The organism is Streptomyces sp. NPDC051243, from assembly GCF_044455405.1.
Classification (GTDB): Bacteria; Actinomycetota; Actinomycetes; order Streptomycetales; family Streptomycetaceae; genus Streptomyces.
In genome coordinates, this window is record NZ_JBITES010000029.1 from 39408 (window position 1) to 54575 (window position 15168).

14 protein-coding genes and 1 pseudogene are annotated in these 15168 nt (G+C 71.4%); 9 read left to right on the top strand and 6 right to left on the bottom strand.

Translation table 11 applies throughout. The features are described 5' to 3' along the window. Window positions 1-34: 34 nt before the first annotated feature. From cmk to der, 3 genes are all read left to right on the top strand, one after another. Window positions 35-721 (top strand): (d)CMP kinase, encoded by a 687-nt coding sequence (gene cmk, locus ACIBAG_RS44640; protein WP_399113737.1) that lies wholly within the window; start codon window positions 35-37, stop codon window positions 719-721. A gap of 53 nt (window positions 722-774) precedes the next feature. Beyond that, window positions 775-1362 (top strand): lysophospholipid acyltransferase family protein, encoded by a 588-nt coding sequence (locus ACIBAG_RS44645; RefSeq protein ID WP_399113778.1) that lies wholly within the window; start codon window positions 775-777, stop codon window positions 1360-1362. Window positions 1363-1439: 77 nt separating this feature from the next. Further along, the gene (gene der / locus ACIBAG_RS44650) at window positions 1440-2918 is read left to right on the top strand and encodes a ribosome biogenesis GTPase Der (protein ID WP_399113739.1); all 1479 of its coding nucleotides are present in this window, start codon (window positions 1440-1442) and stop codon (window positions 2916-2918) included. Between the two features lie 66 nt (window positions 2919-2984). On the opposite strand, the gene ACIBAG_RS44655 is transcribed toward der, so the two are convergent. Continuing rightward, window positions 2985-3335 (bottom strand): hypothetical protein, encoded by a 351-nt coding sequence (locus ACIBAG_RS44655; protein ID WP_399113740.1) that lies wholly within the window; start codon window positions 3333-3335, stop codon window positions 2985-2987. Between the two features lie 102 nt (window positions 3336-3437). Further along, window positions 3438-4220, bottom strand: coding sequence for a hypothetical protein (locus tag ACIBAG_RS44660; RefSeq protein WP_031486221.1), 783 nt, complete (start codon window positions 4218-4220; stop codon window positions 3438-3440). 538 nt (window positions 4221-4758) lie between these two features. On the opposite strand from ACIBAG_RS44660, the gene ACIBAG_RS44665 reads away from it, so the two are divergent. Further along, entirely contained in the window at window positions 4759-5448 is a 690-nt protein-coding gene (locus ACIBAG_RS44665; protein ID WP_399113742.1) for a transglycosylase family protein, read from the top strand. Between the two features lie 308 nt (window positions 5449-5756). After that, the gene (locus ACIBAG_RS44670; protein ID WP_399113743.1) at window positions 5757-6110 is read left to right on the top strand and encodes a transglycosylase family protein; all 354 of its coding nucleotides are present in this window, start codon (window positions 5757-5759) and stop codon (window positions 6108-6110) included. Here the strand turns inward: ACIBAG_RS44670 and ACIBAG_RS44675 are convergent. The 3 genes from ACIBAG_RS44675 to ACIBAG_RS44685 are packed head-to-tail and all read right to left on the bottom strand — an operon-like array spanning window position 6043 to window position 10097. Next, window positions 6043-6720 carry an ABC transporter ATP-binding protein gene (locus ACIBAG_RS44675; RefSeq protein ID WP_399113745.1) on the bottom strand — a complete coding sequence of 226 codons (678 nt, stop codon included), beginning with the start codon at window positions 6718-6720 and terminating at the stop codon, window positions 6043-6045. The genes ACIBAG_RS44670 and ACIBAG_RS44675 overlap by 68 nt on opposite strands. Then, window positions 6717-9608 (bottom strand): ATP-binding cassette domain-containing protein, encoded by a 2892-nt coding sequence (locus tag ACIBAG_RS44680; RefSeq protein WP_399113747.1) that lies wholly within the window; start codon window positions 9606-9608, stop codon window positions 6717-6719. Before ACIBAG_RS44680 ends, ACIBAG_RS44675 begins: the two co-directional genes overlap by 4 nt. Window positions 9609-9620: 12 nt before the next feature. Further along, the gene (locus ACIBAG_RS44685; RefSeq protein WP_399113749.1) at window positions 9621-10097 is read right to left on the bottom strand and encodes a hypothetical protein; all 477 of its coding nucleotides are present in this window, start codon (window positions 10095-10097) and stop codon (window positions 9621-9623) included. A 164-nt stretch (window positions 10098-10261) separates the two neighbouring features. On the opposite strand from ACIBAG_RS44685, the gene ACIBAG_RS44690 reads away from it, so the two are divergent. The 4 genes from ACIBAG_RS44690 to ACIBAG_RS44705 all read left to right on the top strand — a co-directional run bounded on the left by ACIBAG_RS44690 (window position 10262) and on the right by ACIBAG_RS44705 (window position 13595). Beyond that, window positions 10262-10822: a hypothetical protein gene (locus ACIBAG_RS44690; protein ID WP_399113750.1), complete on the top strand. Its 561-nt coding sequence runs from the start codon at window positions 10262-10264 to the stop codon at window positions 10820-10822. After that, a complete protein-coding gene (locus tag ACIBAG_RS44695; RefSeq protein ID WP_399113752.1) occupies window positions 10797-12092 on the top strand; it encodes an ABC transporter substrate-binding protein in 1296 nt (431 codons plus the stop codon). The genes ACIBAG_RS44690 and ACIBAG_RS44695 overlap by 26 nt, the downstream gene beginning before the upstream one ends. A 68-nt stretch (window positions 12093-12160) precedes the next feature. After that, window positions 12161-12619 (top strand): hypothetical protein, encoded by a 459-nt coding sequence (locus ACIBAG_RS44700; RefSeq protein ID WP_399113753.1) that lies wholly within the window; start codon window positions 12161-12163, stop codon window positions 12617-12619. Next, a complete protein-coding gene (locus ACIBAG_RS44705) occupies window positions 12546-13595 on the top strand; it encodes a helix-turn-helix transcriptional regulator (protein WP_399113755.1) in 1050 nt (349 codons plus the stop codon). The genes ACIBAG_RS44700 and ACIBAG_RS44705 overlap by 74 nt, the downstream gene beginning before the upstream one ends. Here the strand turns inward: ACIBAG_RS44705 and ctaD are convergent. Beyond that, window positions 13477-15168 (bottom strand): annotated as a pseudogene (ctaD, locus tag ACIBAG_RS44710) (cytochrome c oxidase subunit I); the annotation flags it as partial. The gene ACIBAG_RS44705 and the pseudogene ctaD overlap by 119 nt on opposite strands.

The following is a 15168-nucleotide window of genomic DNA, read 5'->3' on the forward strand; positions in this document are numbered from 1 at the left end:
ACCCCGCCACACCGCACCAGGAAGGTGTCCCCCCGTGGAAAACGGTGCCGCCAAGCCCGTGATTGTCGCCATCGACGGCCCCTCCGGCACGGGCAAGTCGAGCACGTCGAAGGCCGTCGCCGCGCAGCTCGGGCTGAGCTACCTCGACACCGGCGCCCAGTACCGGGCGATCACCTGGTGGATGGTGACCAACGGCATCGACATCGAGGACCCGTCCGCGATCGCCGCGGTGGCCGGCAAGCCGGAGATCGTCTCCGGCCTCGACCCGGCGGGCCCGACGATCACCGTCGACGGCATCGACGTGTCCGGCCCGATCCGCACCCAGGAGGTCACCTCCCAGGTCAGCGCCGTCAGCGCGGTGCCCGAGGTGCGTGCGCGGATCACCGAGCTGCAGCGCTCCCTCGCCACCTCCGCCGAGTACGGCATCGTCGTCGAGGGCCGCGACATCGGTACGACCGTGCTGCCCGACGCCGACCTGAAGATCTTCCTCACCGCCTCGCCGGAGGCGCGTGCCGCCCGCCGCAGCGGTGAGCTCAAGGGCGCCGACGTGCACACGACCCGCGAGGCGCTGCTCAAGCGCGACGCGGCCGACTCCAGCCGCAAGACCTCGCCGCTCGCCAAGGCGGACGACGCGGTCGAGGTGGACACCACCGAGCTCACGCTGGCGCAGGTCATCGAGTGCGTCGTCACGCTCGTCGAGGAGAAGCGAGCCGCGAAGTGAGTCTTCCGTCCGAGCGGGGTGCCGACGTCGGCCGGCGCATCGGCGTCGGCCTGATGTACGGGCTGTGGCGGCCTCGGGTCCTGGGTGCCTGGAAGGTGCCCGCGACCGGGCCGGTGATTCTCGCGGTCAACCACAGCCACAACATCGACGGGCCGATGGTGATGGGCGTGGCGCCCCGGCCCGTGCACTTCCTGATCAAGAAGGAAGCGTTCGTCGGCCCGCTCGACCCCTTCCTGACCGGCATCGGCCAGCTGAAGGTGGACCGTCACACGGCCGACCGCACGGCCATCACGCAGGCGCTCGACGTGCTGGCGCACGGCGGTGTCCTGGGCATATTTCCCGAGGGCACGCGGGGCGAGGGCGACTTCGCCTCGCTGCGCGCCGGGCTCGCCTACTTCGCGGTGCGCAGCGGCGCGCCGATCGTCCCGGTCGCCGTCATGGGAAGTTCCGAGAAGCGGGGACGGTTGATGAAGGGGCTGCCTCCGCTGCGGCACCGCGTCGACGTCGTCTTCGGCGAACCGTTCGAGGCGGGCGACGGCAGCGGGCGGCGTACCCGCACGGCGCTGGACGAGGCGACCGAACGCATCCAGAAGCAGCTCACCGAGCACCTGGAAATCTCCAAGCGGCTGACCGGCCGCTAGGCGACACTGAGTAGTGGATCAGCCGGGAAAAATCCGACTGCTCCACCGATCACCACGATGAACGAGGTACGGACTTCATGAACGACCACATCCACTCCGAGGGCTCGCGCGAAGAGCACGACCACGGAGAGCTTGGCGACGCCGAGTACGCGGAGTTCATGGAGCTCGCCGCGGAAGAGGGCTTCGACCTCGAGGACGTCGAGGGGGCCATCGAGGCCGCCGGTCACGGGCCGTTGCCCGTCCTCGCCGTCGTAGGGCGCCCGAATGTCGGTAAGTCGACTCTCGTCAACCGCATCATCGGGCGGCGTGAAGCTGTCGTCGAGGACAAGCCCGGCGTCACCCGCGACCGTGTGACCTACGAGGCCGAGTGGGCCGGCCGCCGCTTCAAGGTCGTCGACACCGGCGGCTGGGAGCAGGACGTCTTCGGTATCGACGCCTCCGTCGCCGCGCAGGCCGAGTTCGCCATCGAGGCCGCCGACGCCGTCGTGTTCGTGGTCGACGCCAAGGTGGGTGCCACCGACACCGACGAGGCCGTCGTACGACTGCTGCGCAAGGCCGGCAAGCCCGTGGTGCTGTGCGCCAACAAGGTCGACGGTCCCAGTGGCGAGGCGGACGCCGCGTACCTGTGGTCGCTCGGCCTCGGCGAGCCGCACCCGGTCTCGGCCCTGCACGGCCGTGGCACCGGCGACATGCTGGACGCCGTCCTGGAGGCACTGCCGGAGGCGCCGCTGCAGACCTTCGGCGGGGGCGGCATCGGCGGCCCGCGCCGTATCGCCCTGATCGGCCGTCCGAACGTCGGCAAGTCCTCGCTGCTGAACAAGGTCGCCGGCGAGGAGCGCGTCGTCGTCAACGAACTGGCCGGCACCACCCGTGACCCGGTCGACGAGCTCATCGAACTGGGCGGCGTCACCTGGAAGTTCGTCGACACGGCGGGCATCCGCAAGCGCGTCCACCTGCAGCAGGGCGCCGACTACTACGCCTCGCTGCGGACCGCGGCGGCGGTGGAGAAGGCCGAGGTCGCCGTCGTGCTGATCGACGCCGCCGAGTCCATCTCGGTGCAGGACCAGCGCATCGTCACCATGGCGGTGGAGGCGGGCCGCGCGATGGTGATCGCCTACAACAAGTGGGACACCCTCGACGAGGAGCGCCGCTACTACCTGGAGCGGGAGATCGAGACCGAGTTCGGCCAGGTCGCGTGGGCGCCCCGGGTGAACGTCTCGGCGCGCACCGGGCGGCACATGGAGAAGCTGGTCCCGGCGATCGAGACGGCCCTCGCGGGCTGGGAGACCCGGGTCCCGACCGGGCGGCTGAACGCCTTCCTCGGCGAGCTGGTCGCCGCCCACCCGCACCCGATCCGCGGCGGCAAGCAGCCCCGCATCCTGTTCGGCACCCAGGCCGGCACCAAGCCCCCACGGTTCGTGCTCTTCGCCTCGGGCTTCATCGAGGCGGGCTACCGCCGCTTCATCGAGCGCCGGCTGCGCGAGGAGTTCGGCTTCGAGGGGACGCCGATCCATATCTCGGTGCGCGTGCGCGAGAAGCGCGGCAAGAAGAAGTAACGGACGCAAGAAGTAGCGGACGCATGCGCAAGGGCGGCCCCGATCGGGGCCGCCCTTCGTGTGTGCTCAGCCTCTGCGCGCCGGGGGCAGCGCGGCGGGGACGTGGTGCATCCCCGAGCCCTGCGGGCCGATGTGCCCGACGCGCTGCCACTGCGGCTGCTGACCGCCGCCGTGCCGGGCGCTCTGGGCGCCCGCGCTGTACGCGCTGTACGAGCTGCTGAACGACCCCGGGCGATGGCCGCCGTACGAGCCCGTACTCCGCGGCATGTTCCCGAACGCGGTGAACCCCAGGTCCTCCTCGCCGCTGCGGTCACCCGGCAGCGAGCGGAAGGACTTGACGTACTCGGCGTAGAGCGCGTCGTAGATAGGCGTGGCCGATGGGCCGCCCTGAAGGCGGGGAACGTCGTATGCATGCACGTATGTCCAAACGACACCGCGCTCGAAGAGATGCGGCCGTCGTGACGGGTCGCCTGCTCATCGGGGGCGCGGGCGGCGCCTCAGGGGTGCGGGGAGAGGCTCTCAGGTGCCCGCGAGCGGCAGTGCGGCCGCGACCAGCTTCCCGTTGGCGGCGGCCTTGTCCAGGGCGTCCCTGAGTAGATCCTCCCTGGGCTGACGGCCGATGGAGCCCACCGGTGCCGCGAACATCAGTACCTGCTGATGCTTGTTCGCGGCGGCCCGCCATCCGTCCGTCACGAGCAGCGGCTGGTGTGCCTGCCACCACGCGACCGGCTGCCCCCCATTCGTGCCCGGCTGCAGAACCGCGTGCAGCTGCCCCATGGCCAGCAGCACCGACCAGCCGTGCAGCACCGGCGGCACGTCCGCCAGCTCCGGCACCGGCATGAACCCCTGCTCGATGAGCAGCGGAAGGAAGTCGTCCCCGGCGCCGGTCGCCCCCGGACGCACGATGGGCCCGGTCGGCTCGACAACCAGGGCGGGGTGCAACTCCCCGGCGATCAGCACCAGTCCGCTGGTCACGCCGAGCACGGCCTGCTCCGGCACGATGGTCTCGGGCTCCAGGTCGACCCGGTCGCCGGTGATGGACTTCACGGCGCCCCGCAACTGCTCCTCGGTGACCTGGACCACCTGCGAGGGCAGGCAGGTGGCGTGGGCGAAGGCGAGGACTGCGGTCTCGTCCCCGATGAACAGGACGGTGCTGGTGCGCTCCTGTTCGGAGTCGCCCGGGGTGCGACAGGACGTGCAGTCGTAACTGCCGGGGGCGTTGTCCCCGGCGAGCAGCCGGTCGGCTTCCTCGTCGCCGATCTCGGCACGTACCTCGTCGCTGACGTCGAGCATGCGTGGCACGGGTGGCTCCTCGGGATGTGGTGCGTGGCGGGGCCGGGTGGCTCCCGGCCCGTGAACCGGGCGGGTCCCGGGCTCATGAAGAAGACAACGGGCGATCTGTGGCGGGAGTCACGCCCCACACCGAACGGAATCGAACCATCCACCGCACACGGTCACCTCGGGTGCGGAATCGCGCACTCAGCGTCAAGTCCTGGGAATACCAAGGAAGTTGGTTGCGTGAGGTGAGTCACAGATCATCGAGGTGGTTGGTCGACAAATCCCGAAATCAGCGAATGAAGTGGGTGGCCGGAAATCGCCGATACCGGAGGTAACGGCGAACTGGCCTGGAATGACAAGGAGTTGGTTGATACCGGCCGGTCCCCCTCCCTACATTCCTCGGCCGTGTGCAACGAGCACCGCTCGGGTACGTCCGCCGACCGCACCAGCCAGCACTCAGCACCAACCCTCGGCGGACGGGGCGGGCGTGACTCACACGCCCCATGGCGTGCGCAGTGGCGTTCCGCTCCGGGGGACCCCGGGTCCTTCGAGAGGGAACTACATGTCCGAATGTGCCGATAACACTCACGACAACGCTCGGAAGGCGCCGAAGGCTCCCAACGGGAGCCGGACTCGTACGACGGCGGTCCTCGCCGGGGCAGCACTGCTCGCCCCGCTCGGGCTGCTGGCCGCGACCGGCAACGCCGCAGCGGCGGACAACGGAGTGTGGGACCGCATCGCACAGTGCGAGAGCGGCGGGAACTGGCACATCAACACCGGCAACGGCTACTACGGCGGACTGCAGTTCGCCGCCTCCACCTGGCGCGCGTACGGCGGTACGGCCTACGCGCCGACGGCGGACCGGGCCACCAAGGCCCAGCAGATCGCGGTGGCCACCAAGGTCCAGCGTGCCCAGGGGTGGGGCGCGTGGCCGACCTGTTCGGCCCGGGCCGGAGCGTACGGGAGCGCACCCGCGGCTCCCTCGACCGGCTCGGCGGCCTCCTCCTCGAGCAAGGCTGCCCCCTCGAACAACCAGGCGGCCCCGTCGAATCCGGCGCAGCCGCCGGAGCGTTCGTCGGGACACACGACCCGTGGCTCGTCCCGCGGTGACTACACCGTCCGCGAGGGCGACACGCTGAGCGGTATCGCCGCCCGGCACGGGACCACGTGGCAGCGGATCTTCGCCGCCAACAAGGCGGTCATCGGCGGTGATCCCGACGTGATAGTGCCCGGGCAGCGACTCGAACTCTGAGCGTCGCTCCCCTGCCGGGGCACGGGGCCCCATCCGGTCCGCCGACCGGGTGGGGCCCCAGGGTCCCTCGGACGCGCCGCGACGGCTGACCGCAACAAGCTGCCTAGCGTGCTCATATGAAATGCACACCGCTCGCGATCGTCATCGCCGCCACACTGCTGACCGCCGCCGCCCCGGGAACCTCGCAGGCAGCGCCGGCCACGCACACAACACGCGCAAGCCATACGGCGCCGCCACGACCGGCCCCTGGACCGCCCCCCAAACACACGTCGTTCGGCTGTGCCAAGGACCAGTGGCCCTGGGGTTGCGTGGCCAAGTGCGAGAGCGGCGGCAATTGGCACATCAACACCGGCAACGGCCACTACGGCGGACTGCAGTTCTCGCAGCGGACCTGGGTCGCCTTCGGCGGGGCGAAGTACGCCCCGCGCGCGGATCTCGCCACCCGCACGGAGCAGATCACGGTCGCCAAGAGGGTGGTGGCCGTGCAGGGATGGGGGGCCTGGCCGCACTGCTCCAGGCGGTACGGGCTCAAGGGCCGTATCCAGATGTGGAAACCCGGCGTCACCGACCGGCTGTCCTCACGCGCGCTGCGGGTCATCCCGAAGGGATCGACCCGGTTCGGTGCGCTGCACGGCGCTCCCATTCGCCCGCCTCGCCGCTGAACACGACCGCTCCGCGACGCAGTTCGTGGACGATTGCCGTCCGGCCGCGCAGGACGGGCGGCAATCGTTGCTCGGCGACGACCACGCACGCGTCGAGTTCGCTCAGCAGCCCGTACGTACGGGCCGCGACCGTGGGCGACATGCCCTGCGCGGGCTCGTCGACGAGCAGCACGCGCGCGCGGGCCAGCAGGGCGCGGGACAGCGCGAGCATGCGCTGCTCGCCGCCGGAGAGGGTGCCGGCGTGGCGCGCGAGGAGAGGCGCCAGCGCGGGATAGGCGTCCAGGGCGATGTCGTACGAGGGCGCCGCGAGTTCGAGGTTCTCGCGCACGGTGAGGGAGCCGAACACGGCCCGGCGCTCGGGGACCAGGCACAGTCCGCGGCGGGCCCGCTCATGGGCGGGCACCCGGGTGATGTCGGTGCCGTCCCAGACCACCGTGCCGCCGGACAGGGGCACGGTGCCGGCCAGGGCGCGCAGGACGGTCGTACGGCCGGCACCGTTCCGGCCGAGCAGAACGGTGAGGCCGGGGCCGGGGGCGGCGAGGGTGACGCCGTGGAGGGCCTCCAACGGGCCGTAGCGCACGCGCGCGTGCCGCAGGGCGATGGTGGTCATGCGAGGGTCTCCTGGGGGCCTGCGGCGTCGAGCACGCGGTCGGGCGGGCCGGAGGCGACGATGCGGCCCGCCGCCATGACGTGCACGGTGTCGGCGAGGTCGGCGACCAGGTCGAGGTCGTGCTCCACGACGAGCAGGGCGGTGCCGTCGGCCGCGAGGGCCCTCAGGATCCGGGTCAGTGCGGTGACCTCGGCCGTGTCGAGGCCGGCGGCGGGTTCGTCGAGCAGCAGGACGTGCGGGCTGCCGGCGAGGGCCCTGGCCAGCTCCACGCGTCGGAGGGTGCCGGTGGGGAGGCCGGCGGCGGGGAGGGAGCGGACCGGGCCGTCCAGGCCGAGGAGTCTCAGGGACCTTTCCACGGCTGACGGGTCGTGGATTCTGCCCTGTTCGGCGCCTACGCGGACGTTCTCGGCGACGGTCAGTGAGGGGAAGACGGCCAGTTGCTGGAAGGTGCGGGCGATGCCGAGGCGGGTGCGGGCGTGGGCGGGGAGGCGGGTGATGTCGCGGGGGCCGAGGAGGACTTGGCCTCGGGTGGGGCGGTGGGTGCCGGCGAGGCAGTGGAACAGGGTGGTTTTGCCTGCGCCGTTGGGGCCGATGACCGCGGTGATGTGGCCGGGTGGGACGGTGAGGGTGACGTCGTGCAGGGCGGTGAAGCCGTCGTAGCGGGCCTGGAGGTGGTGGGTGGTCAGTGCGGGTGGGCCTTGCGGGGGCTGAGCGTCGTCGGCGGCTGCGGGGGGTTGGGGGGTGACACCGTGGCCGTCGGCTCCGGTGCCCGTGCCGCCGTCCCTCCTCCCAGCGTCATCGGCTCCGCTCTCCACCCCGCCGGCTTCTCCCCGCGGTTCGCCGGCGTCTGGCGTGTCGTCCGTCCGTCGGTCGGCCGTTGAGTGGTCCTGTTGCCGCTCTGGTGGACCGGCAGGACCGCCCTGTCGTCGGGGTGGTGGTCCGACGGTCCCGCCGCGCTCGGAGCCGCGTGTCGACTCTGTGGCGGTCGACGCGGTCAGGCCTGTCGAGGCCGGCTGGAGGGTGGCTTCGGGTGCTGTTGGCCGTAGGCGGCTTCGTACCTGTGCTCCGAGCGGCGTCAGAGTTGCCCTTCGTCGCGGGCGCAGGTTCCGCGCCGTTGTTCGTAGCGCCTCGTACGGGCCCCCGGGGAACCGGCCCACCAGCACCGCAAGGACTCCGATCAGTGCCGCCGCCACCCCGCCCCGGGCGCCCGCGTCGAGGCCGACCAGGAGGGCCGCCGCGGCCAGGGCGCCCAGGGTGCTGTCGGCGCCCAGGACCACCACCGCGGCGAACCAGAGCAGGCCGCGGACGGGGTCGTAGGCGGACGGGTCGAAGGCGCGCAGGCCCATGCCGAGCATTCCGCCGCCCAGGGCTGCCAGCGCCGCGCCCGAGACGAAGGCCAGGAGCTTGAGGGACGGGACCTGGACGCCTGCCGCGGCCGCCCCCGACTCGTGGTCCCGCATCGCCGCCAGCGCCCGGCCCGTGCGGCCCCGGCGCAGCAGCCAGGTCGTCAGGAGGGCGGCCGCCAGGAGGGCCAGTTCCAGGACGTAGTACGCGCGGTCGCCCTCGAAGCCCGCCGGGCGGCCGAGCGAGAGCCCTGAGATCGCGTACGGCTGGGCGAAGACGAAGCGGCTCACGCCGACGCCCACCGCGAAGGTCACCAGCGCGAGGGCCAGGCCGCGGCGGCTGATCGCCGGCCAGCCCGTGAGGAGGCCCAGGGGGGCGACCAGGACGACCGCCAGCGCGAGAGCGGCCAGCTCCGGCAGGCGTGGCAGGCCGGGGAAGCGGCCCGCCGCCAGCAGGGCCGTGAACAGGGCGCCCAGTCCCGCGTACGCCGCCTGGCCCAGGGAGATCTGGCCGCCTCGGCCGGTGACCATCACCAGTGAGAGCAGCACCACTGCCAGCGCCGGCACCTGTACCGAGGTGTGCAGGTCCGAGCCCGCGAAGCCCAAGGGGAGCAGGAAGAGCACCGACGCCACGATCCGGGCGCCCGGCGGGGTCGGCACGCGCGCGGTGGCCGTGCGGGGGAGGGCGTCGCGGGTGCCCAGGCTCGGAAGGGCAAGGGCCGCGATCAGCAGGGCCACCACGAAGAGGTTCGTGCTGACCGCCTGGAGCAGGGGCGCGCCCCAGCCCGACGGGTGCAGACGCGTCAGCTGGCTCTGCGCCGCTGCGACGGCCAGCGCCGTCAGCACGGCGATCGGCAGGCTGCGCATCCGGGCGGCCACCGCCACCGCGACCACCTCCATGACCAGCAGCGGCAGCCCGTACGGGTCGAGGCGGACGTACGGCGCGAGCAGTACGCCGGTCAGGCCCGCCGTGAACGAGCCGAACGCCCAGCCCGCCGCCGCCACCCGGTCCGCGTCGACGCCGCCGAGGACGGCCAGTCGGCGGTCGTCCACCACGGCGCGGAGTTCCCGACCGAAGCGGGTCCAACGGATCACCGCACCGACGCCGGCCGCCAGCAGCAGTGCCACCGTCAGCTGCCCCCACGGATCCGCCGACACCAGCTCCGGCGCGTCGTCCCGCGCCCCCTGGCCCCACAGCAGCGCCGCGCCGCCCACCAGCAGCACGAACAGACCGATCGACGCGACCAGGGTCTGCGCCGGGTCGCCGCCCAGGACCGACAGCGGCCGGAAGACGAACCGTTCCAGCACCATCCCGATGCCGGGTGCGAGAAGCAGCAGCGTCACCGTCGCGCCCGCCCACAGCGGCCATCCCCACTCCACCACACACTGGCGCAGCACATACGCGCACACCATCGCGATCGCCCCGTGCGCGAAGTTCAGCACTCCGGTCGCGCGGTACGTCACGATCAGGCCGATCCCGGTGAGCGCGGCGGCGCTGCCCACCGACAGGCCGGCCAGGGTGAGGTCGTACGTCAGCGAGGACATCGGTCATCCGCTTCAGTCATCCGCTTCGGCGGGCTCACAGATCGGGCACGGGCCCAGTTCGCCGCTCCTCACCAGCTTCGCATCGACGGGGACCGCCTCCGCCTTCCCCGCGACCAGCGGGCAGTCCGCGCGGTGCCAGAGGGTTCCGCCGGGCACCATCAGCAGGTCCCCGCTGACCGCGAGGGGCGTCGTGGCCGGCTGACCGGACTCCTCGGCGTCGGCGGGCTCGGCGGCCACCAGAAGGCCGTACAACTCCTCCACGCGCGCGGCGGCGAGCGCGCCCCGGCCATGGGTCAGCAGCACCGAACCGGCGATGATCAGCGCGGCGCCGGGCACCGTGCAGGACGCGAGATACGGCAACTGCCGCTCGGCGAACCGCTCGCCGGAGACGCCGTACCAGCCGATGACGCACAGCACCGCGCCGGCCGCGAGCGCGGCCCAGCCGGCCCACAGGACGGGGTGCACGGTCCGCAGTCGGGCTGTCCGCATCGCTGGCTCCCACACGTCGGGTTTGTGTGCACGCACATCGGGATTCCGTGCGTGTGCCTGGCCCTATTCCATGTCTGCCAATGAACTTGCACTATGCCTCCTGCAAGCTGACCCTGAAAGCACCGGGCGTACACGGCCCGGATCGACACCCGGCGGTGAGCCAGATGGTTCTCGGGAGCGACCTCAGGCGGAGCAACGCGCACAGGGGGCGGGGGACGGCACTGGCGGCCGCCCTGCTCCTCTTCCTCGCCCCGGCCCTCGTGGCCTGCAGCGACGACGAGGGAGGCGGCGGCAACCAGACGCCTCCCACACCGACCGTCGAGCGGACCGAACCGGCCGAGCGGTCGCCGGCCGTGACCGCACCCGCCGACGTGGGGGCGGCCGAGACGGAGATCAAGCAGAACTGGCAGAAGTTCTTCGACCCGGCGACGTCCATGGAGGACAAGCAGACCGTCCTGGAGAACGGCGAGCGGATGGCGCCGGTCCTGCAGGCGTTCAGCGGTGACGAGCGCGGCGGGCAGGTCCAGGCGACGGTCTCCAAGGTCGAGTTCACCTCGCCGACCGAGGCGAACGTGACGTACGACCTGACCCTCAAGGGCGCGACCGCCCTGCCGAACGCCTCCGGGACCGCCGTCGAACAGGACGGCACCTGGAAGGTGTCCGCCAAGACCCTGTGCGCGCTGGTCCAGTTGAGCGGCAATGGGTCGCCGATCCCGGGGTGCTGAGGCGGCGATCGCCGTGATGGTGCTGGCTCTGAGTACGGCGTGCGGCAGCCGGCTGCCGGAGAGCGACTTCGAGCACCGCGACCGGAGCACTCCCTCGGCTCCCGCGGGCGACCGCACCCCGATCCGCGTCGGCATCATCACCAGCGCCACCAGCCCGGTCGGCGGCGACGCCTTCACCGGGCCGCGCGACGGCGCCAAGGCCTTCTTCGACCGCCTCAACGCGCGCGGGGGCATCGACGGCCGCCGCGTCGAGGTGCGCGAGTGCGACGACGGCGGCAGCGGCGTCGGCAACAACGAGTGCGTGCACGAGCTGATCGACGAGGAGAACGTCGTCGCTCTGGTAGCCACCACCGCCCTGGACTACGCGGGCGCCTCCCGCGTCTCACGCGCGCGCGTGCCCGACATCGGCGGCCAGCCCATCGGCGCCGCCTACGACACCTACCCGCACCTGTACGGCATCTACGGCAGCCTCGCCCCCCGGAACGGCACCACCGGCTGGGACGGCGAGCAGTACGGCGGCACGGAGGTCTACCGCTACTTCAAGCGCGAGCACGGCGCCCGTACGGCCGCCGTCGTCTCGTACAACCAGCCCGCGTCCGCCGCCTACGCCCGGCTCGTCGAGCGGGGGCTGAAGGCCGAGGGCTACCAGGTGGTCACCGAGCAGGTCGACTTCGCGCTGCCCAACTTCCGCGCGGTGGCGGCCGATCTGAAGGAGCAGGGCGCCGACCTCGTCTTCGACGCCATCGACAGCCACGGCAACGCCCGGCTGTGCGAGGCGATGGACGACGTCGGCGCCGAGGTCACCGCCAAGGTCACGAACGTACAGAACTGGACGTCCACCGTCGCCGAGGACTACAAGGACGCTCCGCGCTGCCGCAACGCCCTGTGGGCGACCGGGTCGTCCCGCAATTTCGAGGACAAGGACCAGGCCGCCGTACGGGAGTTCCGGAACGCCACGAACAGCCTCGAGACGTACTCGCAGTGGCAACTGGAGGGCTGGGCCGCGGCGATGTGGTTCACGGACGCGGCGAAGGCGTGCGCCGAGCGGGGCGTCACGCGCGCGTGCGTCGACGACTTCATGAACCGCAGCCAGGGATACGACGCCGAAGGACTGCTGATCCCGGTCAGGTTCGAGCGCCTGGCCGAGCCGCCGAAGAGCCGCCGGACCTGTCTGTCGGTGGCCCGCTGGCAGGACGGCAGGGGCTGGGTGACCCAAGGAGACATGAACAACACGTGCTTCGACGTGCCGCAGCTGCCGTACCGGCCGTGACGGGCAACCAAACGGCCGCATCGCCGGTCCAACCGACAGACCACAGAGCGGAGGAGGAACCGCAGCGCATGACGCCCGTGCCGCAGGCCGCACCACTGCGCGCCGACTGCATCGCGGATTCGGCCGGCGGGTTGACCTTCGACGTCAGCGCGACCGGGGCGACCGAGCCCGCCCACCTCGTCCTGCGCCACCGCGAGGGGCGCGAGGAGGTCACCCTGCCGCTGACCCCGGCCACGAAGGGCCACCTGCGCGCCGCACTGCCGAGCAGCGTCGCTCTGCCGGAGGGCCACTGGGACGCGTACGCGCGCGTGACGGAAGGAGAGCCGCACCGCCTGGCACCGGGCGACATGGACGTGAACCCCCTCGCCTCCCGAGTCCCGTACGAGACCCGCCAAGGCAACCTGAGCGTGGAATGCCGGGAACCGGCAACCCCCTTAGGGGCAAAATCGGATCATGTTGGAGACCTCGGCAAGACTCCTGCGCCTCCTCTCGCTCCTCCAGGCCCATCGCGAATGGTCAGGCGCTGAACTGGCCGACCGCCTGGGCGTCACACCCCGCACGGTCCGCCGGGACGTCGACCGCCTGCGCGAACTGGGCTACCCGGTCAACGCCAGCCCCGGCACAGGCGGCGGCTACCAACTCGGCGCCGGAGCGGAACTTCCCCCGCTGCTACTGGACGACGACGAGGCGGTCGCCGTGGCCGTAGGCCTGCGCACCGCCGCCGGCCACGGCATCGAGGGCATCGGCGAAACCTCCGTACGGGCCCTCGCCAAACTGGAGCAGGTCCTGCCGAACCGGCTGCGTCGCCGCGTCGGCGCCCTGAACGCCTTCACCGTGCCGATGCTGCGCGGCCCCCAGCCCTCCGCCGTGGATCCGGCCGTCCTCACCGAGCTCGCCAACCTCTGCCGGGACGCGGAGCGCCTCCGCTTCGAGTACCGCGACCACGAGGGCGCCCCCACCCGCCGCACCGTCGAACCGCACCGCCTGGTGTGCAGCGAGCGCCGCTGGTACCTGGTCGCCTGGGATCTCGACCGCGACGACTGGCGTACGTTCCGCGTCGACCGCATCACCCCCAAGCCCCCGCACGGCCCGCGCTTCGCCCCGCGCACCCCGCCCGCCGAGGACCTGGCGGCCTACGTCTCCCAGGGCGTCTCCACGCGCGCGTACGCCTCGCACGCCGTGATCCGGCTCCTGGTGCCCCTGCACGAGGCCGCCGAGCGCATCTCGCCCTCCGCGGGCACGCTGGAGGCCGACGGGGACGCCGCCTGCGTGCTGCGCACCGGGGCCGCGAGCCTCGACGTGATGGTGCTGCACATCATGATGATCGGCTTCGAGTTCGAGGTGCTGGAGCCCGCCGAGTTCACCGAGGCGCTCAGGGGCGCTCGGGATCTGCTGTCCCGGGCGCTGGAGCGGGGCGATTCTCACGCTCGTCGATCGCCGCGTGCGCCGGATGGTGCAGATCGAACGCCGGGGACTCGGAGCGGATCTTCGGCAGCGAGGTGAAGTTGTGCCGCGGGGGCGGGCAGGAGGTGGCCCACTCCAGGGAGCGGCCGTAGCCCCAGGGGTCGTCGACGTCGACCTTCGTGCCGTACTTGGCGGTCTTCCAGACGTTGTAGAGGAACGGCAGCGTCGACAGGCCGAGCAGGAACGCGCCGATCGTCGAGACCGTGTTCAGCGCCGTGAACCCGTCGGCGGCGAGGTAGTCGGCGTACCGGCGCGGCATGCCCTCCGCGCCCAGCCAGTGCTGCACCAGGAACGTGGTGTGGAAGCCGATGAAGAGCGTCCAGAACTGGATCTTGCCGAGCCGTTCGTCGAGCATCTTCCCGGTGAACTTCGGCCACCAGAAGTAGAAGCCGGCGAAGATCGCGAAGACGACGGTGCCGAAGACGACGTAGTGGAAGTGCGCGACCACGAAGTACGAGTCCGTGACGTGGAAGTCCATCGGCGGCGACGCCAGGATCACCCCGGTGAGGCCGCCGAACAGGAACGTCACCAGGAAGCCCACCGACCACAGCATCGGCGTCTCGAAGGACAGGGAGCCCTTGAGCATGGTGCCCGTCCAGTTGAAGAACTTCACGCCCGTCGGCACCGCGATCAGGAAGCTCATGAAGGAGAAGAACGGCAGCAGCACCGCGCCGGTCGCGAACATGTGGTGCGCCCACACGACCACCGACAGACCGGTGATCGCCATCGTCGCCGCGACCAGCGTCAGATAGCCGAACATCGGCTTGCGCGAGAAGACCGGGACGATCTCGCTGACGATGCCGAAGAACGGCAGCGCGATGATGTACACCTCGGGATGCCCGAAGAACCAGAACAGGTGCTGCCACAGCAGCGCCCCGCCGTTGGCCGCGTCGAAGATGTGCGAGCCGAACCGCCGGTCCGACTCCAGGCAGAGCAGCGCCGCCGCCAGCACCGGGAACGCCATCAGGATCAGGATCGACGTGAACAGCGTGTTCCAGGTGAAGATCGGCATCCGGAACATCGTCATGCCTGGGGCGCGCATCCCGATGATCGTGGTGATGAAGTTGACCGCGCCGAGGATCGTGCCGAAACCGGCCAGCGCCAGCCCCATGATCCACAGGTCGGGGCCGATGCCGGGTGAGCGCTCCAGGCTGTTGAGCGGCGCGTAGGCGAACCAGCCGAAGGAGGCCGGCCCGTTCGGCACGATCAGCGAGCCCATCACGATCAGGCCCCCGAAGAGGAACAGCCAGTACGAGAACATGTTGAGCCGGGGGAAGGCCACGTCCGGGGCACCGATCTGCAGCGGCATCAGCTCGTTGGCGAAGCCCGCGAAGGTCGGGGTCGCGAACAGCAGCAGCATGATCGTGCCGTGCATGGTGAACAGCTGGTTGAACTGTTCGTTGGTCAGCAGCTGCAGCCCCGGGCGGGCGAGCTCGGCCCGCATCAGCAGTGCCATGACACCGCCGGCCAGGAAGAACACGAACGACGTGATCAGGTAGAGATGCCCGATCTTCTTGTGGTCGGTGGTGGTCAGCCAGTCGACGACCACCCGGCCGCCGGGCGGCTTGTCCCACATGGGCCGTGCCGTCGCCTGCGCGGTCTGCGTCCCCAT